Here is a 19,700-nt window from a genome sequence, read left to right on the forward strand (position 1 = left end):
ACGCCCAGGTGGGCATCCGCGCGGCGGACATCTCCGACGTCTCGCGTGCGGACCACAAAATGAACGAGCGCCGCATGTGGTGAGGTTCCCTGACCGGGGGATACCCGAGGAACCACCGCCTCGACCTACTAGCCGGGCCGTCGAGGCTTGAAACTGCCGGGGATGGGGGTCTCGCCTCGGCGCTTCGCGCGGTAGAACTGCACGAGCCCGATCAGCCAGACAACCACGCCAATCGGGTAGATGAAGACGAACCTCTGTCCCCTCGAGAGCCCAATGCCCTCACCCGACTTGAGTTGCGCCCAGAACAGGAAGGCGCCTCCGATCACGAAGATCGGCATTAACCAGAATAAGAACAATCGGAATCCGAAGTGGTATTGCGTCTGGTCAGGGTCGTCGCCGGGACGACCATCGTCCTTCGCGGGGTCACTCACGTCAGGCATGGATCTCCTTCCCAATGCCCGATCTTGGCCTCGAGTCTTCTGCGGCGCACGGCCCAGGCGATGCACCATCCGATCGGGTGACGGCACGGAGTGGTCCTCGATCCTCGAGTCCTTCGGGCGTATCGCGGCATCGACGACCTCGAAGTAGCGAGCGAGCACGAACTCCTCGCCCTTTCCGGGGTTGGCCCACGCCCGCTCGAGTTCCGCTGAGCGCGGCATCAGATTCGTGACCTGACCGACGCCATCGGCGCTGCTAAGCGACAGGTAAGTGATGTGCGTTGTCGACGCCGCCGTGGATTCGCGCGATTCCCCGCCAGATCGCCGGGAGGGGGGAGGATGCATGCATGGCCTCGACTCCGCACGAAGGACATGCGATCAGGCGTGACCGACTTGAAACGTCCTCAATTTGGGCGCGGTGCGGCCTGGTCGTGGTGATCGTCGCGCCCTGGATGCTCGCAATTTCCCCTGCCCTCTTTGATGGACGAAGCAGTTCGGGTCCTGCGATCGGCAGCTTGATCGGCGTGCTTGTCGGCAGTTCACTCCGAGACAGGAAGTTCTTGAAGCTGTCCGGCTCGGCACGGCGCAGGGTGATCGCGGTGCAGCGCTCAGGTCAGCGCAGCGGCGATCCGCTCCTGGACAAGATCGCGCTTGAACGATTGCAGCGGGCTGTCCTCGGGTTCCGGTCAGATCGGATCGTGATGCCGATTCTGCTCGCCATACTCGTGGCCATTCCAGTCATCGCTGCAGTCCGAGACGGCGGCTGGTGGCTGCTCTGCTTGCTGCCCGGTGCGGTCGTTGCTGTGGTGCTCCCAGCGCCGTGGGCTCGGCTAGATCCTCGGGTCCAACGGGACCTGCTCCTGCGAACCGCTGCCTCATGAGCTCAACGCGTGAAGGAACGCGGGCGTAGGACGGGCGAGCGCGGTCGCCCGCAGTGTCCGGGACATGAACGAGGTCGTCAATGCCGACCCAGCACTGAGCGACAGTTACCGTGCGTCGCACCCCTTGTGAGCTAGGAACAAGACTGGGTGGCCGACGCCATCGCATGTTAGGCGGCCTTGCTGCGAGAACCATCCATATGTGCCGCTGGTCGCTCACAAGCAAGCGGTGGCCGGGTGGATTTCCGGAGTTTCGCTGCGTATGTTCGATCCAGCTCGATGCCGCCAGAGGTATTCCGCTCGTGGAGCGCTCGTTTCGGCTAGATCGGTGTCGCCGTGAACCGCTGCAGTCCGGTCACCCGTAGGAGGTCGAGCCGTGTCTCATCCACGCTGTGGGGCGCCACCGTGTAGACCACGATCCGCAGGTCGCTGCCGGGCACTGTCAACACGTCGCAGTCGACGACGATCGGGCCAACCGTCGCGTTCGTCACGGTCTTGCGACTCGATCGGTGCTGGGCGACCCGGGCCTGCGCCCATCGGCGTTCGAACTCCGCGGATTCTGTGCGCAGCCGTGACACGAGCTGCGCGAGCGGGACGTCTTCGGGGTAGCGGCCCACGGCCGCGCGTAGGTCTGCCGCCAGGTCATTGGCGAAGTCCTCCTCGTGCTGGTCGTCGTACTGCGTCCCCGGGTGACCGGATGTGAAGTACCGCCACACGAGATTTCGTTCGATGCCGACGTGAAGGGACGGATCTCCCGTCAGTGCGGCCCACAAAGGGTTCCAGAGCACGATGTCGTGGGCGGCGGTGAAGACCGCCATCGGCACATCGGACAGCCGGTCGACGATTCGCTGCACTCCGGGGCCGATGTGCTGCGGCACGCTCTGCGCGGACGGTGGTGCCACCCCGGCTACCTGGTAGAGATGGTCGCGCTCGTCGTCGGTGAGGCGTAAGGCGATGGCCAGAGCCCGAAGCACGGAGGGTGAAGGGTTGCGTGCCCGACCCTGCTCGAGGCGCACCAGGTAGTCCACGCTGATCCCCGCCAGGGCCGAGAGCTCCTCGCGTCGCAGCCCCGCCGCGCGCCGTCCCGCGATGGCGGGCAGCCCGACGTCTGCCGGGCTGACCCGATCGCGCCATGACCGCAACACGCTGGCGAGCTCGCTCATCTGGACATCGTGCCTCACCCCTGTCCACGGACCGTGGTACTGGCAGTCCCACGGACCTACGGTGCCTGGATGACCGGCCGCGCAGGACGCAGCATGTACGCATGACCACAACATTGATCACCGGCGCCAACAAGAGCCTCGGTCTCGAGACCGCCCGTCGACTCATCGAGGCGGGACACACCGTCTACGCCGGGATGCGCGATCTCGCGAACGGCGACGCGGCCCGTGCACTGGGTGCCCGCGCGATACAGTTGGACGTCACCGATCAAACCAGCGTTGACGCCGCACTCGCCTCGCTGCCAGAACTGGACGTCCTCGTCAACAACGCGGGCATCCTGGGCTCCTCGTTCGGCGTCGACGACCTGAACGCGGAAACCATGCAGGACGTGCTCGACACCAACGTCCTCGGCATCGTCCGCGTTGTTCAGGCGGCTTTGCCCCTCTTGCGGCGATCCGCTCACCCCGTCGTCGTCAACGTCTCTTCCGGGGTCGGTTGGCCGCGCTTCCTGAGCACCGAAGGGCACGACGAGTTCCCCGTGCCCGCCGTCCCGTACGCGGCCTCCAAGGCGGCGGTCATCGCGCTCACCGTCCAGTACGCGAAGAACCTGCCCACTTTCCGCATCAACGCCAGCGATCCGGGCTACACCGCCACCGACTTCAACGGCCACGGCGGACACCAGACAGTGGTCGAGGGCACCGATGCCACGGTGGCCCTTGCGCTCGTCGCGCCTGACGGCCCGACGGGCGAGTTCCACAACCGGTACGGACGGATCGAGTACTAGCTGGCCCGCTGTGGCGACGACGTCGACGACGCGGGGAAGGCCCAGCATCGGGCCGATCCGCCGACGGGTGGCGGTCGGCAACCGTCCGCCCGTCTACCTCGACCAGGCAGCCTCCGAGGGTCGATGGGCCTATGGCATGGGATCAGGCACCGCTTAGGCGCACGTAGACGCGGTCACGATCGCCGCTTGACGACAGGTAGGTCGTCTACGACTAGCGTCGGAAGATCCGCGCCGAAAGTACCGGCGGCCCGTCACGCGATTTCGAGGTCCGTCCACCCTTTGTCGACAGGTTGCGCAGTTGGTCACGGCACGGCGTCGATGAGATCCCAGATGGACGGATTGTCTTGAGCTGCGATGTACGCGGTCGCTGCAGCGGTGGCGCCAGCCTCACTCGAGTAACCAGCTCGTTCGTGGTCGCCGGCTGCCTTTAGCGCCGGCCGGCTGGCCTGCCACACCGGAGCTCTCATGGACATCACTCGAAACACGATGATCGCGTGTCGTCCGGTCGCATCGACTCGACTCTGAGCGTTCTGAAGCTCTTCGACGATCCTGACGGGAACGTCGTTGCCCGTGAATTCTGCCGCGACGGGTGCTGCGATGTCGACCTTGACCGATTCCGGCAGGGCGGTATCCGTACGGACCAGGACGTGCGTCCCGTCGTTCATCTCGAACGCGACCTCCCCGGGGGCGATCCCAGTCGCCTGCTCCGCCGTGAGGACATCGCCGACGGCGAGAGCCGGAAAGCTCGGTGACACCGCTGTGGCGAGCGGAGCGTTCGACGGGCTGGAGCTCGGGGCACGGTCCGGGGCCGAACACCCACCCAGCATCCCCATGGTCAGCAACACCGGGAGCGCAGCGGCAAGATATCGAATATTCATGGCCCCAATATCGACCCTGATCAGCCTCATCGTCTGGGACTAGGCCATGACGGCCCGTCCCGTCAACGCGCGCCGTCGATCGATTGAGCCCGTCCCGGTCTCGTCCAGGACGGCGCCCGCCGGGGAAGCCGAGCCGTCAGCTTTGCGCGGTCCACCCACTCAACCCCTGGGCGCTCAAACGGGTACGAGTCGTGAGTGCGGTCATGGCCAGTTCTCGACCGCGTTGTCCGCGCCTGGGCGGGGGTGAACGACCGTTACCCGCTACTGAGCGAATTGTCGATGCTGCCCTTGACGGGATAGTGGCGGCGAACATCAGCCGCCGTTCAGCAACTCGAACAGGCGAGTGGTCGTGCGCCAGTTGCGCACGGCCATCTGCCGGAAGACGGGCAAGCTCATGAGGCGGGTTACGCGGGTTCTGGATGCCTGCGCCGCCACCCGCGAGAAGTAGAGCGCGCCGGGGCCAGGCGCCACCGAATCGACTCCCGCACGCAGTTCCGGCAGCTGCGCATACGCCAATTCGGCGGTGAGTGGAGTCTTCAGGAAGAAGACGTCGCTCCGAAGTTCGTCGGCGCCGTGGTTTGCGGGGGCCGCGGTGATCGTCGCGGCAAGCTCTTCGCGGGATCGGACCACGACGAGGACCGGGAGCTGGAACCGCTCCTCAATAATGCGCTCGACCTCGGCCTCGAGTGCCGGCCCGGACGCGTGATCTGCCGTGAACAGGACGTTGCCACTCTGGATATCGGTGCGGACGTCCGCATAGCCGGCGTCACGGAAGCACGCGGCCAGGTCCGGCATGCCAATCAGATTCTTGCCGCCCACGTTGATACCGCGCAGCAACGCTACGGACGATGTCATCCCTGACCTCTGCGTTCGGGTTGTGTCCACCGCTTCATCGCAGCACGGCGGCGATCGCGCTGATCTCGACGAGCGCGCCCGGCACGCCCAGGCCGGCGACGCGCGCAGCGGTTACCAGAGCCGGTTCGTCGGACGTGAGCTCCGATGCGATCGCCTTGTACCCCGCTGCGGAGTCGACACCGTCCACGAAGAGCACGGTCCAATGAGCACGTCGCCGAGGGTCGCTCCGGCGGCGGCGAGCGCTGTCTTCGCGTTCTCCAGGGCGCGGGCAGACTGCACGGCCACGTTGCCCGCGCCGACGAGCGAGGCCGTCGGCGTCGACGCCGTTCTGACCGCCAACGTAGATCGTGGTCGCGCCGGGCGGCACGATTGCCACGTGACTGAAGGCAGGGCTCGAGACAAGCCCTGGTGGACGGATTCGCTGGAAGCGGACCGTTCCAGAGCCTGGCGGGACGGTCCGTTCCGGCGCCGTCCCATGGATGCACGCGGACGAGGGCGCAGTGTCGCCCGCCCTCCGACCGTTCTTGACGCGTGCGCAATCGCCGCTTGACGACAGGTAGGCGACGTGTGCGGCCGCCTGCGACCGCACGAGTTCAACTCTGATCGCTGCCGATTTCAGACGCGCGTCGTGACGCCGGCCTTCGGCTGCCAGCTAGGTGCCGCTGCGGCCGCCGGTTAGTTGCCGCGCTCGGTCCTGTGCCTGGCGGCGGACCTTGCTGGTATTCGCTTGGGCCGAGAGCCGCCGGAGCAATTCGGGGTCGCTACACTGCTCCGCGACCCGCCTTTGCAGCCAATCAGACCACTTCCCGAGCGCCTCGTCGGGCCCAACGTGCTGGCCGGCAAGGACATCAAGCAAAACCCGAAGGTCCCCGGCGCGCTGTGCGACGAGCTCTGCCTGACGAGAGTCGCCGGGAAGTGCGGCAATCCAGCGCGAGGGGCTCTCGTCCGGTCGCGCCACCATGTCCATAGAGACGCTGCTGGCCACGGAAAGATCAGGTTCGAGCTGGACGGCTTCGAGTAGCAACTCGCGAACCGACGCATCATCGAGAAGCTCGCTGTAGAGCCACCAGCGCTCGTGCTCGTCGGACCAATCGGACACCACGCGCTCGCGCGGCCTGAACTTGGTCAAGCGAGACAGCACCGACGCAAGCTCAGTGCCGATCTGTTCTTGGGACACCGACCAAGTTGTCGGCGACGCCTGAAGACTGATCAGGGATCGACGGCTGAAATCTGACCACCTGCCGCGATCCTGTGGAGGGTGATCGGTATGGAGGACTGGGCAGAGGCCCGTCGGCTGCGTCGCGTCGAGGGCATGGCGATCTCGGCGATTGCGCGCCGGCTCGGGATCGCGCGGAACACGGTCAAGAAGGCGCTGGCCTGTGATCGGCCGCCGAAGTACGAGCGGCCAGCTCGCGGCTCGGTGGTCGATGCGGTCGAGGCGCAGGTTCGTGAGTTGCTGGTCTCGTGCCCGACGATGCCGGCCACGGTGATCGCGGAGCGAATCGGGTGGGAGCACTCGTTGACGGTCCTGAAGGACCGGGTGCGGGTGCTGCGCCCGTACTACCTGCCGCCGGACCCAGCCACCCGCACCCAATACGACCCGGGCGCCCGAGTGCAGTGCGATCTGTGGTTCCCCCCAGTCGAGGTCCCGCTCGGTGCCGGGCAGGTGGGTTCACCGCCGGTGCTGGTGATGGTCTCGGGGTACTCGCGGATGATCTTCGCGATCATGCTGCCCTCGAGGCAGGGTCCGGACCTGATCGCCGGGCACTGGGCCTTGTTGACTTCGATGGGCGCGGTCTCGCGCGAGCTGGTCTGGGACAACGAGGGGGCGGTCGGGTCCTGGCGGGCCGGCAAACCCAAGCTCACCGACGACTTCGAAGCGTTCCGCGGGATCCTCGGAATCGGGATCCACCAGTGCCGCCCACGCGACCCGGAGTCCAAGGGGTTGGTCGAACGCGCGAACGGCTACCTGGAGACCTCGTTCCTGCCCGGGCGCACCTTCACCGGCCCCGGCGACTTCAACACCCAGCTGGTCGACTGGCTGAAACTGGCCAACGCCCGCCAGCACCGGGCACTGGGCTGCCGCCCGAACCAGCGGTGGGAGGCCGACCGGGCGGCGATGCTCACCCTGCCGCCGGTGGCCCCCCAGCTCGGCTGGCGCACCCGAGTGCGGCTCCCGCGCGACCACTACGTGCGCCTGGGCTCCAACGACTACTCCGTCGACCCGTCCGCAGTGGGCCGGTTCGTCGAGGTCATCGCCGACCTCGAGCAGGTCACCGTCCATCTAGGCGCCAAGGTCGTCGCGACCCACCCGCGTTGCTGGGCGCGCTGGCAGACCATCACCGACCCCGCCCACCGGGCCGCGGCATTGGCAATGTCCACCACAGCGGCCGACCGCCCAGCCCCCAGCCAGCCAGCCGACGACGTCGAGCAGCGTGACCTGGGCACCTACGACGCCGCGTTCGGTCTGACGGACGTGGCCTGATGGGCGCCGCGACCAAGACCAGCACCCGGGACGTGTCCGCCGAGCTCGCGTTCTTGACCCGGGCGCTGAAAGCCCCGACCCTGCGTGAGGCCGTCGACCGGCTCGCCGAACGCGCCCGGACCGAGTCCTGGACCCACGAGGAGTTCCTCGCCGCCTGCCTGCAGCGTGAGGTCTCCGCCCGCGAAGCCCACGGCGGTGAGGGCCGCATCCGCGCCGCCCGGTTCCCGGGCCGCAAGTCGTTGGAGGACTTCGACTACGACCACGCCCGGGGCCTGCCCCGCGACCAGATCGCCCACCTGGGCACCTTGGACTTCGTGGCCGCCCGCGAGAACGTCGTCTTCCTCGGCCCGCCCGGCACGGGCAAGACCCACCTCGCGACCGGGATCGCGGTCCGCGCCTGCCAGGCCGGGCACCGAGTCCTGTTCGCGACCGCATCGGAGTGGGTCGACCGCCTCGCGACCGCGCACCACGACGGGCGCCTGCAAGACGAGCTACGACGCCTGGGCCGCTACCCGCTGCTCGTCATCGACGAGGTCGGCTACATCCCGTTCGAACCCGAAGCGGCGAACCTATTCTTCCAACTCGTCTCGGCGCGCTACGAACGCGCCTCACTGATCGTCACGAGCAACAAACCGTTCGGCCGGTGGGGAGAAGTCTTCGGCGACGACACCGTCGCCGCCGCGATGATCGACCGCCTCGTTCACCACGCCGACGTCATCGCCCTCAAAGGCGACTCCTACCGGCTCAAGAACCGCGACCTCGGCCGCCCACCCGCGGCCAGCACCGACTGAACAACCAGGCAAGGTGGTCAACATTCACCCGTCGATCCATGATCAACTTTCAGCCGTCGTTGACACAAGTATCGCCTTCGCCGCAGGCCCTTGCCCGCCTCCCGAACCCGACCCCTGGCCCGAGCACGCCGTGACAGCGGCATATCCGCAACGCTGCGTAGACACGTGATCGCTGCTGAGCGACACCTATCTGTCGCACGTCATTCCGCGCACCTGGGAGTACCGCTTCGGTCGAGCGCAGTCGGAAAGGTCAATGGCTTAAGCGGGCCAGACTCGGAGTGGTCAAACGGGGGTGGGGCAGCGACTAGCGTCATTGCTATGGAGCGAACCAACGGCGGCCGGAGGCGTGCGGCATCTGCAGTGCTGGGTGCGACGTTGATCGCCGGTTTGACCGGATGTGGTGCCGCCCCGACTTTAGGCGCTGGCGGTACGGAAGCACAGGACAGCGTGGTCCGGCTGCTGACAACCACTGCGATGGCCTCCTACACGGCCGACATCGACGGCTTCGCCCGCTCGGCGGTCGCTTCATCGAGTGGAGTGCAGTTGATCGATATCGGCAGGGCGGGTGCAGGAGAGGGAGACGTCGTCGGCACTTTGACCCTCCGAGTCGACTCTCCTGCACAGAGCAACTCTTCGGACTTTGGGCTACCGGAGAGCGAAAGTGACCAGGGCCCGTACTGTTTCGAGGTCGTGTTTGACCACTGGGGCAAGCAGGGTGAGTTCGGTACCGCCGAGGGAGTGACGCACATCGAATGCCCGCCGGACGCCAGCCCGATCACCCCGCCGCCTTCGGATCTGCCGGTCGTGGCTGAGAACGCACGGGAGGCTGCACACGAGGTCCTCGCGGGACTGCCCGCATCTGGACTACCGTCCGCGGACGAAATCGCCAGCAAGGTGGCTGCGTTGCTTCGCGACGGCGAGGTCGGTGGCCCTCCGGTTGCCGAGGTGAGTGCCGTGGTAGAAGGTGCCGACGTTGGCATCGCGACCGGGGGTGCAGACGACTGCGTTCTTGTCGCTCGAAAGGGAGACGCGATCATTGATGTCTACCCTCCGTCCGTCTACCTTCAGCCCGGCGAGCTCGGTTGCGGCCCATACACCGCGCTCTCCGATGATCTGCGCCCGCCACATTGAACCGGTCGTGTCGCCGGGCGCCCATAGGGTCTGACGACCGGGAACCCCGCGGCGATTAGCCGGACTCGGGCGTTGGACGCGTCGCGGGAGGTGAACCCGGCCTCGAACAACGCGCGCAGGACCGTCTCGGAAGCTCCCGCAGCCCTGTCCCGACACCGTTCAGCTGTCTACGAGCCGACCAAATCGCCGCTGTACGACAGGTAAGCGGCGTGGACTGGCGACGGTCGACATGGCCTCTTCCGGTTGGTCGGCATGGGGGCGTGTTCCCGTCTGTTGGCGAGATCTTCGCTATACGGTTGCGACTCCAGATCCGCCGGGGCCGAAGGCCTCTTTTCTCGAGCCTGGCTCGAGGACGTATGCACTCATCGCAAATCAGGTCGGTCGTCGAGGGGGATGCCACGAACCAGGATCAGTCACCCACAGCGTGCGCACTGCATCGGCTGGTGGAGGTGATCGCTCGTCTCGAGTACCGCAACGCGTCCCTCAGCGTCGAAATGTTTGAGCGCCACTGGGAGCTTGGGATCGACGCGGGGGACACCGTTGAGGATTTGCTTAAGTGGAGCGGAACTGATCTGGAAGTACTGCTTGAGGATGCCGCCACCTATTTGGCGATCCGTCCAGTTGCTGCGATGGACTCGGGTGTCGTCTCCGGCAGCATCGACGACCTTCCGGAGTTCTTGAAAGTACTCTCGAGCCTAAGAGCCTCGCCGTTCGAGCTTCCCGTCGACGTCGCCTATGTGCCGCACTCCCAGGTCTCACCCGAGGCGCCCTGGGAGGTGGTTCTCAGCACGGACGGCGAGATGGTCGTGTCAGGTGGCCTGACTGCGCTCGAAGCTCTCGCCGGAGCCGTCGAGTTCCGCCATACGTAGGCAGACGGACCGACGCCCTCGCCCTCCGAGAGACGAGAACCGCCGGTTGCAGCAAATAGCTCCAAGCTCTCGGCAAAGAACTGCACTGAACGACAGGTAAGTACTCGTTCGCAACGTGGTGCCGGACCGTCGGCCGGTCGCGCCTCTCGCCACTCGCCGAAGATCTGCGCCGCGTGGGCTACACGAAAGTACTCGGCGTGTCTGAACTCGGTCGAAACTCCACCGACATCTGGACCGGGTGCGAAGGCGCCAGAATGAATTCTTCGGTAGTATTGACATTTTACGGAATCACCCGAGCATCGGCGGCCACGTGGTCACCGGTGCTCGGGTGTTGCGCATTCGTTGGGGCTGCCAGCTAAGTGGGCTTGTTCGCTTCATTGTGCCAGCGAAGGTTGGCGAACGTTAGCGCCACCAATGGAACCCAGGCAACCGTAGCCTGCCATCCGATCGGCGGAGCTCCGGCCGTACCCACGAGCCACAGTGCCACTCCGCTCCCCAGCCCAACGACCTGGGCCAGCGCGCGGTGCCACGGAACGAACTTGGCTTTCAAGGATGTGCTAGCCATCGGTTTCCCTCGTTCGCTACTTGCAGCGACTGTCCTTGTAGGTACCCGCCCACACCCCAGTCGGACCTGGCGCCACGATGCTGACATAGAAGCACTTCTTCGGGGACGAGGTCTGGGCAATGCCAGCCGAGTGGATAAGTGTTGCTGCGACGACGCCGCACGAGCCCCCAGCGACGGCGGCGACGATCGGGCCACCGAGTCCACCGAGCGCGGCGCAAGCGCCGCCGGCCAGACCGATCCCACTCACACCGTAGCTTGCCCACGTTGCCGTCTCGGCCCTGTTGAAGTGCCCGTATACCCCTAAGCCGCCAGACCACACCGGGTCGGCCACCACTGGGTACTGCACACCCGACGCATCGTGCCGCACGACCTGCACGATCGAGTCTGCGGTCACCTCGTACCACGTCTCGACCAGTTCGCCCGCGGCATCGAACGCCCACTGAGCGCCAAGGCTGCCGACCTCGACGATGATCGACTCATCGCCGGTCTCGAGCGCGTGGACGACCACGTCGGTCTTGCCGTCAGTACCCTCATACACAACGGCGTTGTCGTCCGCGATGCGTGCCGGCTTTGACTGTGCTTGGAGTGGCAAGCCCACGCTCAGTTGGACTTCATTGGAGACGTCTGAATCGATATTGATCCAACCGTCGACCGTTGACGGCGGAGTCGCGGTGACCTCATCGGAATTGGCCGTGATCCCCGTCGGCGAAACCTCGGGGGCAACAAGCGGTCCTCGGGCTCAGCGGATTGGCGAGTGGATGAAGCGCCCGCCTCAGGTTCCTTAGTAGGTAAAGGCGGAGACCCGCTCGCGCAGGTCAGCGGCCATCCGGGCGAGCTCGTCCACGGACGACCCCATCTGCACGAGCACTTCACTCGAGGACGCGGCGCCGGTCGCGACACCTGCGATGTTGCCCGCGATCTCGCCCGAACCGGTGGCAGCTTCAGCGACCGATCGGGACATCTCGTTGGTCGTTGCCGTTTGCTCCTCCACCGCCGAGGCGATTGTCATCTGGTAGTCGTTGATCGAGGCGATGATGACGCTGATCTCCTTGATCGCAGCAACAGCCCCGAGCGTCTCAGCCTGGATCGACTCGACCCGGCGAGTGATCTCTTCCGTCGCCAGTGCTGTCTCCCGGGCGAGGTCCTTGACCTCACCGGCGACCACCGCGAATCCCTTTCCCGCTTCACCCGCCCGCGCCGCCTCGATGGTCGCGTTCAGCGCGAGCAAATTCGTCTGCTCAGCGATCGAGGTGATCTGCTTGACCACGGTGCCGATCTCCTGGCTACTGACCCCGAGCTTGGCGACCGTGTCGTTGGTCGCAGAGACGACCGCGATCGCGGTGTTCGCTACCTTGGCGGCCTGGTTGGCGTTCTGCGCGATTTCGCGGATCGATGCGCCCATCTCTTCGGCACCTGCTGCGACGGTCTGCACGTTTCGGCTGACCTGTTCAGACGCTGCGGCGACCACGCCGGCCTGAACGCTTGTCTCCTCCGAACCGGCCGCAACCTGCGTGTTCGCGGCCGAAAGTTCCTCTGCGGCTGCCGAGACAGTTTGCGCTGACTCGACGACACCCGCGACTAGCTCCTGAAGTTTGGCCTGGGCAGCGCCCAGCGATGATGCGAGTTGCCCGAGTTCGTCCCGCGAGTCCACCGCGAGGTCATGTGTGAGGTCGCCGTCGCCGAGTGCAGCGAGGCTCGCGGCCACGCGCGCGAGTCGGCGGGAGATCGAGCGGGCGACGAGCAACGCGAGGGTCATGGCCAACAGGGCGCCGGCGATCCCGATGATCAGGATCTGCAGCAGTGCTTCCGAGGCTTGCGTGTCCGTCGTGTCTCGCAGCGCCGACGACGTCTCGCCCTGGGCGGTGGTCTCGACCTGAATCGCGTCCATGACCGCCGTCGTCAGGGGACGGATCGACTCCTGGAAGTACGCGCCGAATCCGGTCAGGTTGCCCGAGTCAGCGAGGGGGAAGAGTTCGTCCTCGGCCGCGGTGTAGTAGACGTCGAGCGCCGCCGCGAGGGCGTCGACGTTCGCCGGGTCGACGGCGGCGGAGCGGTACGTCTCGAGCTGATCCATCAGTTCTGCTTGCCGCTCGGTCAGCTCGGTGCTCAACACACCGCGAGTCTCCGCATCGGCCACGCCATACTGGATCACCCTGGCGCGATCGCCTTGGTAGGACCGCTGGATCTCAGTGAGCTGCTGCAGCGGAACGATTCCGTTGTCGTACATCTCCTGGTTCGCGGACTTGAGCGAGCTGACGGCGCGCAGCGCGACGGCGCCGACGACCAGCGTCGCCACCACCATGAGCATCACCGTGACCAGAATCTTCACCAGCACAGACCGGTCCGCCCAAGGACGGCGCGGCAAAGTTGCCAGGTCCGCGCGCAGAGTTGACGACATACTCACAGTGGCTCCAATGAACGAGAAGTGAATCTGTCCTGCACCATCGACCCGACACGAACCATCATGAGGAGTTTCGGATCCGAGCAGGCACGGGTCCCGAGTGGCGGTGCACCCGGAAAATAGCGCGGCGGTTCGCTGCGTTACAGCAGGCGGCAGGAGAGCAAAGAGGTGCAGCTCGAGAAGTACCGGCGCCGAAGCTTGAAGAAGGCCGCCACTGCTGATGGAGCCTGGCCGCACTGGCGGACGCTCATTGCTGAGGACCGGCCCGGGGGCACGATCCGTTTCGACGAGGTCGTCCATGGGGCCAAGGATTGAATCGCTTCGGGTCTGATGGATGCTCGGGCTAGGAGATCTCGACCAGGTGCCGGTCGCTGCCGTGGGTAGCGTTGAACGCGGTCGGGTACTCCTTCGCGGGTATGTCATCGCCGGGTGCGGGTACACCTCGATAGACACGGAGCACCCCTGCAAGGGCGCCGACGCAGGGTCCGGGTCCCACCCAACCGCGCCGCGAGGACCTAGGCGCGCGGCGGGTCGAACAGCGGTCGGGACCGGTTCGATGGGTACGCACCGCGTCGTACGGGACGAACTCGGCGGGAGACCAGCGCCTCGTAGCCGCGCCGGCCCGTGGCGTTCGGGACGATCAGCGGCGCGTCGATCTCCGTGACCAGCTCACCGGGTGTGTGGGTCGCGACGAAGGCGGCGATCTCGTCGTCGGTGTGGACCGAGGTGGACGCGACCAAGCGGCCGGACGCGTCGAGCGCGGCGAGGCCCGTCCGCCCGTTCTGGCCCCACGCGAGGTCGATGCCGAGGTGGGCGGTCACGCCGCGCCGCGCAGCGTCGCACTACCCGGCGTCGGCCGCCGGCTCCGCGTGCGGCGCCTGCGCGAGGTCGCCAAAGCCCTTCAGTATGCCGACGACGTCGACCCCGGTGGTCCGGCGCACCGTCTCCAGCGTCTCCTGGAGGTTGTTGGCGACGGACCGGGAGAGCGCCCCGGCGCCGTCGTTCGAGATCACCGTGAGGTCCTTGATCGACCCGAGCGGTGCGGCCAGCGCTTTCGCCATCTCCGGAAGCACCTCGACGACCAGCTGGAGCCGCGCGGCCTCGCCATACTGCTCGAACGCCGCCGCGGACTCCTTGCGGGCCTGCGCCTGCGCGTGGCCGAGCGCCTGGACCGCGGCGGCCTCGGCCTCGCCCTCGAGCTGGGTCGCGCTGGCCTGGGCTGAGCGACGCGCGAGCTCGGCGTCGGCTCCGACGCGCACGGAGGCGGCCTCGGCCTCCGAGCTGATCCGGACCCGCTCGGCGTCCGCGAGGGAGGTCAGGCGGACACGCTCGGCCGAGGCCTGCGAGTCGGCAACCGAAGCCTTGGCGCGGCCCTCGGCTTCGAACTGAACGGCGTTGCGGTTGGCCTGCGCCTCCTGCTCCTGCTTGTACCGCGCCGCGTCGGCCGGCTTGCGGACGTCGGTGTCGAGGGTGCGCTCGGTGAGCGCGGCCTGGCGCTCGGCGACCCGCTCCTGCGCGGTGAGGACCTCCTGGTCCTGGTCGGCCTTGGCGAGGTCGCCCGCGGCGGCGGCGTTGGCCTGGGCGCGGTCGGTGTCGGCCTTGAACTCGGCCTGACGCAGGGCGAGGTCGCGCTGCGACTCGGCGATGAGCACCTGCGCGACCGACTCGGCCTGCGAGGACTCCTGGCTCGCGCGCGCCTCGGCGATCGCGGCGTTACGCGCGGCGGCGGCGGCCTCGGGGCGGCCGAGGTCGCGCAGGTAGTTGCTGTCGTCGGAGACGTCCTGGATCTGGAAGGTGTCGAGCACCAGGCCCTGGTTGTTGAGGCTGGTCACGGACTCGTCGGCGACCTGGCGCGCGAAGGCGGCGCGGTCGCGGATGATCTCGTCGACGGTGAGGGTGCCGACGATCGAGCGGAGCGAGCCGGCCAGGACCTCCTGGGTGAACGCCTCGATCTGCTCCTGCTGGTGCAGGAACCGCTGGGCGGCGGCGCGCACGGCGGCCTCGGCCCCGCCGACCTTGACGATCGCGACGGCGTCGAGGTTCAGGCGGATGCCTTGCTTGGAGACGGCGCCGCGGATCTGCACGCGAATCGACCGGCTCGCGAGCGAGAGGGGGTAGGACTGCTCGACGAACGGCTTGACGAACACGCCGCCGCCCATCACGACCTTCTGCCCGGACAGGTCCATCGAGGACTCGCCGGTCTCGGGGTTGAGCACCGGCTTCCCGCCCTTGCGCCCGACGACGATCAGCGCCTCCGACGGGTTGGCGATCCGGTAGCGGCGGACCCCGACCCCTGCGACGATCAGCGCGACGATCACCGCGAGGACGATCCCTGCGAGGCCGGCGAAGTCCTTGAGGTTGTCCACGTGATCCCCTGAGCAGCTGTGAGCCGCGACCGTGCGGGCGCGTGCTGTAGAGGGTACGGGCGGGGGATGCGTCGGGCGGCCAAATGGCCTTCGGGAGACCGTGGTACCCAACGGCGAGAACCGGTGCGCACGGCGGTGCATCCGGTCCCACCGGCGCGCGAACACAGAAGTCGAACACGTGTACTGCCTACCCGTTTGAGTCAAGTATCTCGGAGGCCGTCTGATTCAGCGGACGTAACCGGCCGACTCTCGAACCATCGCCGACACGCCGCTGAACGACAGCTAGTTGCGTTGGTGCGGATGGAGATGCTCCTCGGTGTGCCGACCTGGGCCACCCACGGTGCGGACCGACGCTGATGGACTCGCGTTCTAGCCGAAGGTTCGGCGACCCTTTTCAGCATCCTTCTCGCCCGACGGGCACGGATGAGCGAGTTCTTCCCCACTGACGTAAACGGGTTGAGTAGCACGAGCAGGTGCATCTCCTGACCCCGACGGGTGTGCACGGGCGCTCGCCCAGCGAAGCACCTGGTCGACCGCGAGTCCGATCACGACGCCACTTACGATCCCCGCTGAGACGGCTAGCAAGGGCCTTCCCGGGAACCAGGCCCCAGCAGTGACGCCGAGAACGGCTGAGTACGCAGACCAGCCCACGGCCCCGATCGCAGTGAGCACGGAGAACTTGGCTCGCGGGTAGCCGACGGCTCCCGCGGTCACGTTGACCGCGACCCGTGCAACGGGCAGGTACCGCGCCGCGAGGATGACGGCTGGCCCGCGGCGGGTGAGAGCTGCCCCGGCCCACGCGACGGTGCGCCGGCCGCGCGTGGTGCGCAGGAATGGAAGCCGGCGTGGGTTGATCCTGCGTCCTACGACATAGGCGACCTGGTCGCCAGTGAAAGCGCCCGCCGCCGCGACGAGCAGAACGAGGACGAGGTTGGTGCCGCCGCCTGCGGACGAGAGAGCTGCGAGCGTGATCACCGCGGACTCGCTCGGGACCGGCGGGAAGATCCCGTCGAGCGCGACGAGTAGGTAGAGGGCGACGTACGCAATCACGGCGTGGTGCCCACATCGATCGATCCTTCGCGGGCCCGGAGTTCGATGCTCCGGTCCGACCTGCTGTCCGCCGGTACGGTCACGGTGCGCCGGCCGTCTCCGCCGACGTCGGCGATGACCCGATACGCGTCACCGTCGTTCGGCACGATGACCCGGATCGACCCGTCGTCAGTTTGTGCGGTCACCGAGATCGGCGCCGCCGCGAAGTCGAGCCGGACGTCGCCGTCGGAAGTCTGCGCGTCGACGCGAGTCGACCGTAGGCCAGTCAGATCGACCGATCCGTCGCTGGTGCGGACGGTGAGACCGCCCGCGAGGTCGGTGCCGGTGATGTCGCCGTCCGACGAGGTGACGTCGACCTCGCCGCTGAGCGCCCGCAGAATGGTCCTCCCGTCTTCGACGTTCAGAGTTGTCGGCCCGCTCATCTCGCCGACCTGCACCGTCCCGTCGCTGGCGAAGAGCTGGACGGCGACGCCGGCCGGCACGACAAGGATGATGTGTCCCGAGCAGCCGAGCCCGACCGGGAGCTGGCAGCGGGAGCTGATCACCAGCCGGTCTCCGTCGAGGCGCTCGGCGATCACCGGTTTGAACAGCGACCAGGCGGCCGCGCGGTCCATCGACACCGACGTCGCGGTCGCCGAGCCGGTGAGCTCGACATCCTCGAACCCGGCATGGATCTCGACCGTTCTGATCCCGGCGTAGCTGCCCGTGTGGTGTTCGCTCAGCCGGGACAGCAGGCTGACGACGGACAGTGCGCTGACGAGGACGAGCAGCAGTGCAGTGGATACCCCGACGACGCGCAGCGCGCGGCGCCCATCGGGAGCCCGACGTGCGGCGGGACCGGGCGCCACAGGGTCTGCGGTGGCGGGGGTGGTGGTCTCGTTCGTCATCGTGCCTCCTCAGCCGTTCAGCCAGCGCAGGACGGCCAGCACTCGTCGATGGTCTTGCTCAGCTGGGGGAAGGCCGAGCTTGCTGAAAATAGAGCTCACGTGCTTCTCGACGGCGCTCTCGCCGACGACCATCTCGCTCGCGATGCCGGCGTTGGACCGCCCCTCCGCCATCAGGCCCAGGACCTGGCTCTCGCGCGGCGTCAGGGTCTTCATCGGGTCGTGCCGGCGGCTGCGGACGAGCAGCTGCTGAATCACCTCGGGGTCCAGTGCCGTGCCTCCGGTCGCTACCCGCCGGACGGCCTCGACGAACTCCGCGACGTCCGCCACCCGGTCCTTGAGCAGATACCCGAAGCCGCGCGGGTTCGACGCGATCAGGTCGAGGGCATAGCGCTCCTCGACGTACTGGCTAAGCATCAGCACGGCGACCTCGGGGTGCTGCGCCCGAATCACGAGTGCAGCGCGAACCCCCTCGTCGTTGAACGTCGGTGGCATCCGGATGTCGATGACGCAGATGTCTGGCCCGAGCTCGTCCACACCGCGCAGGAGCCTGTCAGCGTCATCGACGGCGGCGACCACCGTGAGGCCGGCGTCGGTGAGCAGGTGCACCAGACCTTCGCGCAGCAGCACCGAGTCTTCGGCGATCAGGACGCGCACGGTACCTCCACGGTCACTGCGGTCCCGCCACCCGGCGGGCTGTCCACTCGAAGCGAGCCGTCGACAGCGGCGACCCGGTCCCGCAGTCCGGCAAGTCCCCCGCCGGGCGTCTCGGCCGCACCGCCCCTGCCGTCATCGGCGACCTCGACGCGCAGTTGGTCGCCCGCGCGCTCGATCCGCACGGCGGCGTGGGCCGCACCCGAATGCCGAGCAATGTTGGTGAGCGACTCGCTGACCACGAAGTAGGCGACGGCCTCGACCGTCGGGCTCGGCCGCTGCGCCACATCGACGTACACGCGCACCGGAACGGGTGACCGGGCCGCGAGGGCCGACAGCGCCGCGTCGAGGCCCCGATCTGTCAGGACTGCGGGGTGCACGCCGCGCACGACGTTGCGCAAGGTAACGATCGAGTCCTTCGCCTCCTGGTGCGCCTGGTTGACGAGCGCGCGAGCCCCCTCGGGGTCGGTGTCGAACTTGAGCTGTGCGCGACCGAGATTCATCGCCAGCGCGACTAGGTGCTGCTGCGCGCCGTCGTGCAGATCCCGTTCGATCCGGCGGCGTTCAGCGTCAGCCGCGTCAACCATGCGGGATCTCGTCTCGGTGAGCCGGGTCACCTCCCCGCGCAGGGCGTCCTTCTCGGAAGGGGAAAGCAGGGCTTCCGCCAGCGCGAGATGCGCAGCGGCAACACCACCCGTGAGCACCCGGGCGAGCAGCGCAACGACGACCCCCAGTGCAAAGCCCGTGACGATCTCGGCCCCGTTCGACCAGTGCAACCAGGTGACGACCCCGTCCCCGGGCAGGAAGCCCGCGTACGCGGGCAGCGCCACCCCCGCCAGTGCAACGGCCCACGCGGAAATGACCAGCGTGCCTGACAACATTCCGAGGGGAAGCAGCAGCAGGCAGTAGACCGCCTCCTTCCAGAACTCGGCGGAGCGCACTCTGGCGAGCGCTCGACGCACCATGCCACGTCGCCCGAGTGCGTTCCCGCCGAGGCTCGGCATCGGCCGCGGCCGGAGCGTGACGTCCAAGAACAGGCCGGCGCGCTTCAGTTCGATGATCGCCAGGGCGTGGACCACGTAGGAGACCGCGACGAGCACCGGAACGCCGAGCAAGAACACCGGCAGCAAGCCCACACCGACGGCAAGTCCGGCCACCGTCACCGTTCCAGCGACCAGCCCCAGGAAGAGGCTTCCCACCACGTACGCGAGCTCGAGCATGGGTTGGCCGACCCAACGGCCCAGCCAGCGTGCCCCGGGGGTGCTCATGGCATGGTGCCCAGATGGTTGATCACCTGACGAGGCTAATGATCGCGATCGGGCCTCCACGAACCGGCTGGCCACCGGATCCACCGGGGGGTAACCCCACCGTCTCGGTTTCGGCTCCCGTCAGGCCGTCCGAGTCGTCAAGGCCGACCGCAACGAACCAGCACTTCGCGACCGCTAGTGCCGGGCACGAACACGCGTGGTGGTACGGATCCGTGCTCAGGTGAGCGCTCCCCGACTGTGACT

At 67.3% G+C, this 19,700-nt stretch carries 20 protein-coding genes; 6 read left to right on the forward strand and 14 right to left on the reverse strand.

All coding sequences use genetic code 11. From position 1 onward, the window contains the following. Window positions 1–128: 128 nt before the first annotated feature. The gene (locus J4E96_RS08055; RefSeq protein ID WP_227425238.1) at window positions 129–782 is read right to left on the reverse strand and encodes a hypothetical protein; all 654 of its coding nucleotides are present in this window, start codon (window positions 780–782) and stop codon (window positions 129–131) included. Between the two features lie 2 nt (window positions 783–784). Between J4E96_RS08055 and J4E96_RS08060 the strand changes: the two genes are divergently transcribed. Beyond that, window positions 785–1,318 carry a hypothetical protein gene (locus tag J4E96_RS08060; protein ID WP_227425239.1) on the forward strand — a complete coding sequence of 178 codons (534 nt, stop codon included), beginning with the start codon at window positions 785–787 and terminating at the stop codon, window positions 1,316–1,318. 317 nt (window positions 1,319–1,635) lie between these two features. Here J4E96_RS08060 and J4E96_RS08065 read toward each other — a convergent pair whose 3' ends face one another. Continuing rightward, the gene (locus J4E96_RS08065; protein WP_227425240.1) at window positions 1,636–2,478 is read right to left on the reverse strand and encodes a helix-turn-helix transcriptional regulator; all 843 of its coding nucleotides are present in this window, start codon (window positions 2,476–2,478) and stop codon (window positions 1,636–1,638) included. Between the two features lie 101 nt (window positions 2,479–2,579). Between J4E96_RS08065 and J4E96_RS08070 the strand changes: the two genes are divergently transcribed. Beyond that, window positions 2,580–3,260 (forward strand): SDR family NAD(P)-dependent oxidoreductase, encoded by a 681-nt coding sequence (locus J4E96_RS08070; RefSeq protein WP_227425241.1) that lies wholly within the window; start codon window positions 2,580–2,582, stop codon window positions 3,258–3,260. 302 nt (window positions 3,261–3,562) lie between these two features. Here J4E96_RS08070 and J4E96_RS08075 read toward each other — a convergent pair whose 3' ends face one another. The 4 genes from J4E96_RS08075 to J4E96_RS08090 form a co-directional block, all read right to left on the reverse strand. Continuing rightward, complete coding sequence (locus tag J4E96_RS08075; RefSeq protein WP_227425242.1) at window positions 3,563–4,138, reverse strand: hypothetical protein; 576 nt, start codon at window positions 4,136–4,138, stop codon at window positions 3,563–3,565. A 312-nt stretch (window positions 4,139–4,450) separates the two neighbouring features. Beyond that, complete coding sequence (locus J4E96_RS08080; RefSeq protein WP_227425243.1) at window positions 4,451–4,993, reverse strand: DUF1697 domain-containing protein; 543 nt, start codon at window positions 4,991–4,993, stop codon at window positions 4,451–4,453. 34 nt (window positions 4,994–5,027) lie between these two features. Further along, window positions 5,028–5,369: a RidA family protein gene (locus J4E96_RS08085; protein WP_454824033.1), complete on the reverse strand. Its 342-nt coding sequence runs from the start codon at window positions 5,367–5,369 to the stop codon at window positions 5,028–5,030. Between the two features lie 276 nt (window positions 5,370–5,645). After that, window positions 5,646–6,170, reverse strand: coding sequence for a hypothetical protein (locus tag J4E96_RS08090; RefSeq protein WP_227425244.1), 525 nt, complete (start codon window positions 6,168–6,170; stop codon window positions 5,646–5,648). 81 nt (window positions 6,171–6,251) lie between these two features. Between J4E96_RS08090 and istA the strand changes: the two genes are divergently transcribed. The 4 genes from istA to J4E96_RS08110 all read left to right on the forward strand — a co-directional run bounded on the left by istA (window position 6,252) and on the right by J4E96_RS08110 (window position 10,269). Further along, on the forward strand, window positions 6,252–7,478 hold the full coding sequence (gene istA, locus J4E96_RS08095) for an IS21 family transposase (protein ID WP_227422290.1): 1,227 nt from the start codon (window positions 6,252–6,254) through the stop codon (window positions 7,476–7,478). Then, window positions 7,478–8,269, forward strand: a complete 792-nt coding sequence (gene istB / locus J4E96_RS08100) for an IS21-like element helper ATPase IstB (protein WP_227422291.1) — start codon at window positions 7,478–7,480, stop codon at window positions 8,267–8,269. The genes istA and istB overlap by 1 nt, the downstream gene beginning before the upstream one ends. 318 nt (window positions 8,270–8,587) lie before the next feature. Next, window positions 8,588–9,400: a hypothetical protein gene (locus J4E96_RS08105; RefSeq protein ID WP_227425245.1), complete on the forward strand. Its 813-nt coding sequence runs from the start codon at window positions 8,588–8,590 to the stop codon at window positions 9,398–9,400. 443 nt (window positions 9,401–9,843) lie between these two features. Further along, window positions 9,844–10,269, forward strand: a complete 426-nt coding sequence (locus J4E96_RS08110; RefSeq protein ID WP_227425246.1) for a hypothetical protein — start codon at window positions 9,844–9,846, stop codon at window positions 10,267–10,269. Window positions 10,270–10,850: 581 nt separating this feature from the next. On the opposite strand, the gene J4E96_RS08115 is transcribed toward J4E96_RS08110, so the two are convergent. From J4E96_RS08115 to J4E96_RS08150, 8 genes are all read right to left on the reverse strand, one after another. Continuing rightward, entirely contained in the window at window positions 10,851–11,432 is a 582-nt protein-coding gene (locus J4E96_RS08115; protein ID WP_227425247.1) for a hypothetical protein, read from the reverse strand. A 183-nt stretch (window positions 11,433–11,615) separates the two neighbouring features. Next, window positions 11,616–13,169 (reverse strand): methyl-accepting chemotaxis protein, encoded by a 1,554-nt coding sequence (locus tag J4E96_RS08120; RefSeq protein ID WP_319637770.1) that lies wholly within the window; start codon window positions 13,167–13,169, stop codon window positions 11,616–11,618. A gap of 581 nt (window positions 13,170–13,750) precedes the next feature. After that, a complete protein-coding gene (locus J4E96_RS08125; protein ID WP_227425248.1) occupies window positions 13,751–14,056 on the reverse strand; it encodes a DUF429 domain-containing protein in 306 nt (101 codons plus the stop codon). A 21-nt stretch (window positions 14,057–14,077) separates the two neighbouring features. Next, window positions 14,078–15,601: a flotillin family protein gene (locus J4E96_RS08130; RefSeq protein WP_227425249.1), complete on the reverse strand. Its 1,524-nt coding sequence runs from the start codon at window positions 15,599–15,601 to the stop codon at window positions 14,078–14,080. Window positions 15,602–15,970: 369 nt separating this feature from the next. Beyond that, window positions 15,971–16,651 carry a DedA family protein gene (locus J4E96_RS08135; protein WP_227425250.1) on the reverse strand — a complete coding sequence of 227 codons (681 nt, stop codon included), beginning with the start codon at window positions 16,649–16,651 and terminating at the stop codon, window positions 15,971–15,973. Continuing rightward, window positions 16,648–17,538 (reverse strand): DUF4097 family beta strand repeat-containing protein, encoded by an 891-nt coding sequence (locus tag J4E96_RS08140; protein WP_227425251.1) that lies wholly within the window; start codon window positions 17,536–17,538, stop codon window positions 16,648–16,650. The genes J4E96_RS08135 and J4E96_RS08140 overlap by 4 nt, the downstream gene beginning before the upstream one ends. Window positions 17,539–17,547: 9 nt before the next feature. Further along, complete coding sequence (locus tag J4E96_RS08145; protein ID WP_227425252.1) at window positions 17,548–18,192, reverse strand: response regulator transcription factor; 645 nt, start codon at window positions 18,190–18,192, stop codon at window positions 17,548–17,550. Continuing rightward, on the reverse strand, window positions 18,180–19,457 hold the full coding sequence (locus tag J4E96_RS08150) for a sensor histidine kinase (protein WP_227425253.1): 1,278 nt from the start codon (window positions 19,455–19,457) through the stop codon (window positions 18,180–18,182). The genes J4E96_RS08145 and J4E96_RS08150 overlap by 13 nt, the downstream gene beginning before the upstream one ends. Window positions 19,458–19,700: the final 243 nt, after the last annotated feature.

This window comes from Pengzhenrongella sicca (assembly GCF_017569225.1).
GTDB classification, from domain to species: Bacteria; Actinomycetota; Actinomycetes; order Actinomycetales; family Cellulomonadaceae; genus Pengzhenrongella; species Pengzhenrongella sicca.

Coding starts and splice junctions, on each gene's coding strand:
- J4E96_RS08070 (WP_227425241.1), top strand. CDS start 2,580: ATGACCACAACATTGATCACCGGCGCCAACAAGAGCCTCGGTCTCGAG.
- J4E96_RS08065 (WP_227425240.1), bottom strand. CDS start 2,478: ATGAGCGAGCTCGCCAGCGTGTTGCGGTCATGGCGCGATCGGGTCAGC.
- J4E96_RS08075 (WP_227425242.1), bottom strand. CDS start 4,138: ATGAATATTCGATATCTTGCCGCTGCGCTCCCGGTGTTGCTGACCATG.
- J4E96_RS08105 (WP_227425245.1), top strand. CDS start 8,588: ATGGAGCGAACCAACGGCGGCCGGAGGCGTGCGGCATCTGCAGTGCTG.
- J4E96_RS08060 (WP_227425239.1), top strand. CDS start 785: ATGGCCTCGACTCCGCACGAAGGACATGCGATCAGGCGTGACCGACTT.
- J4E96_RS08140 (WP_227425251.1), bottom strand. CDS start 17,538: ATGACGAACGAGACCACCACCCCCGCCACCGCAGACCCTGTGGCGCCC.
- istB (WP_227422291.1), top strand. CDS start 7,478: ATGGGCGCCGCGACCAAGACCAGCACCCGGGACGTGTCCGCCGAGCTC.
- J4E96_RS08150 (WP_227425253.1), bottom strand. CDS start 19,457: ATGAGCACCCCCGGGGCACGCTGGCTGGGCCGTTGGGTCGGCCAACCC.
- J4E96_RS08080 (WP_227425243.1), bottom strand. CDS start 4,993: ATGACATCGTCCGTAGCGTTGCTGCGCGGTATCAACGTGGGCGGCAAG.
- J4E96_RS08055 (WP_227425238.1), bottom strand. CDS start 782: ATGCATCCTCCCCCCTCCCGGCGATCTGGCGGGGAATCGCGCGAATCC.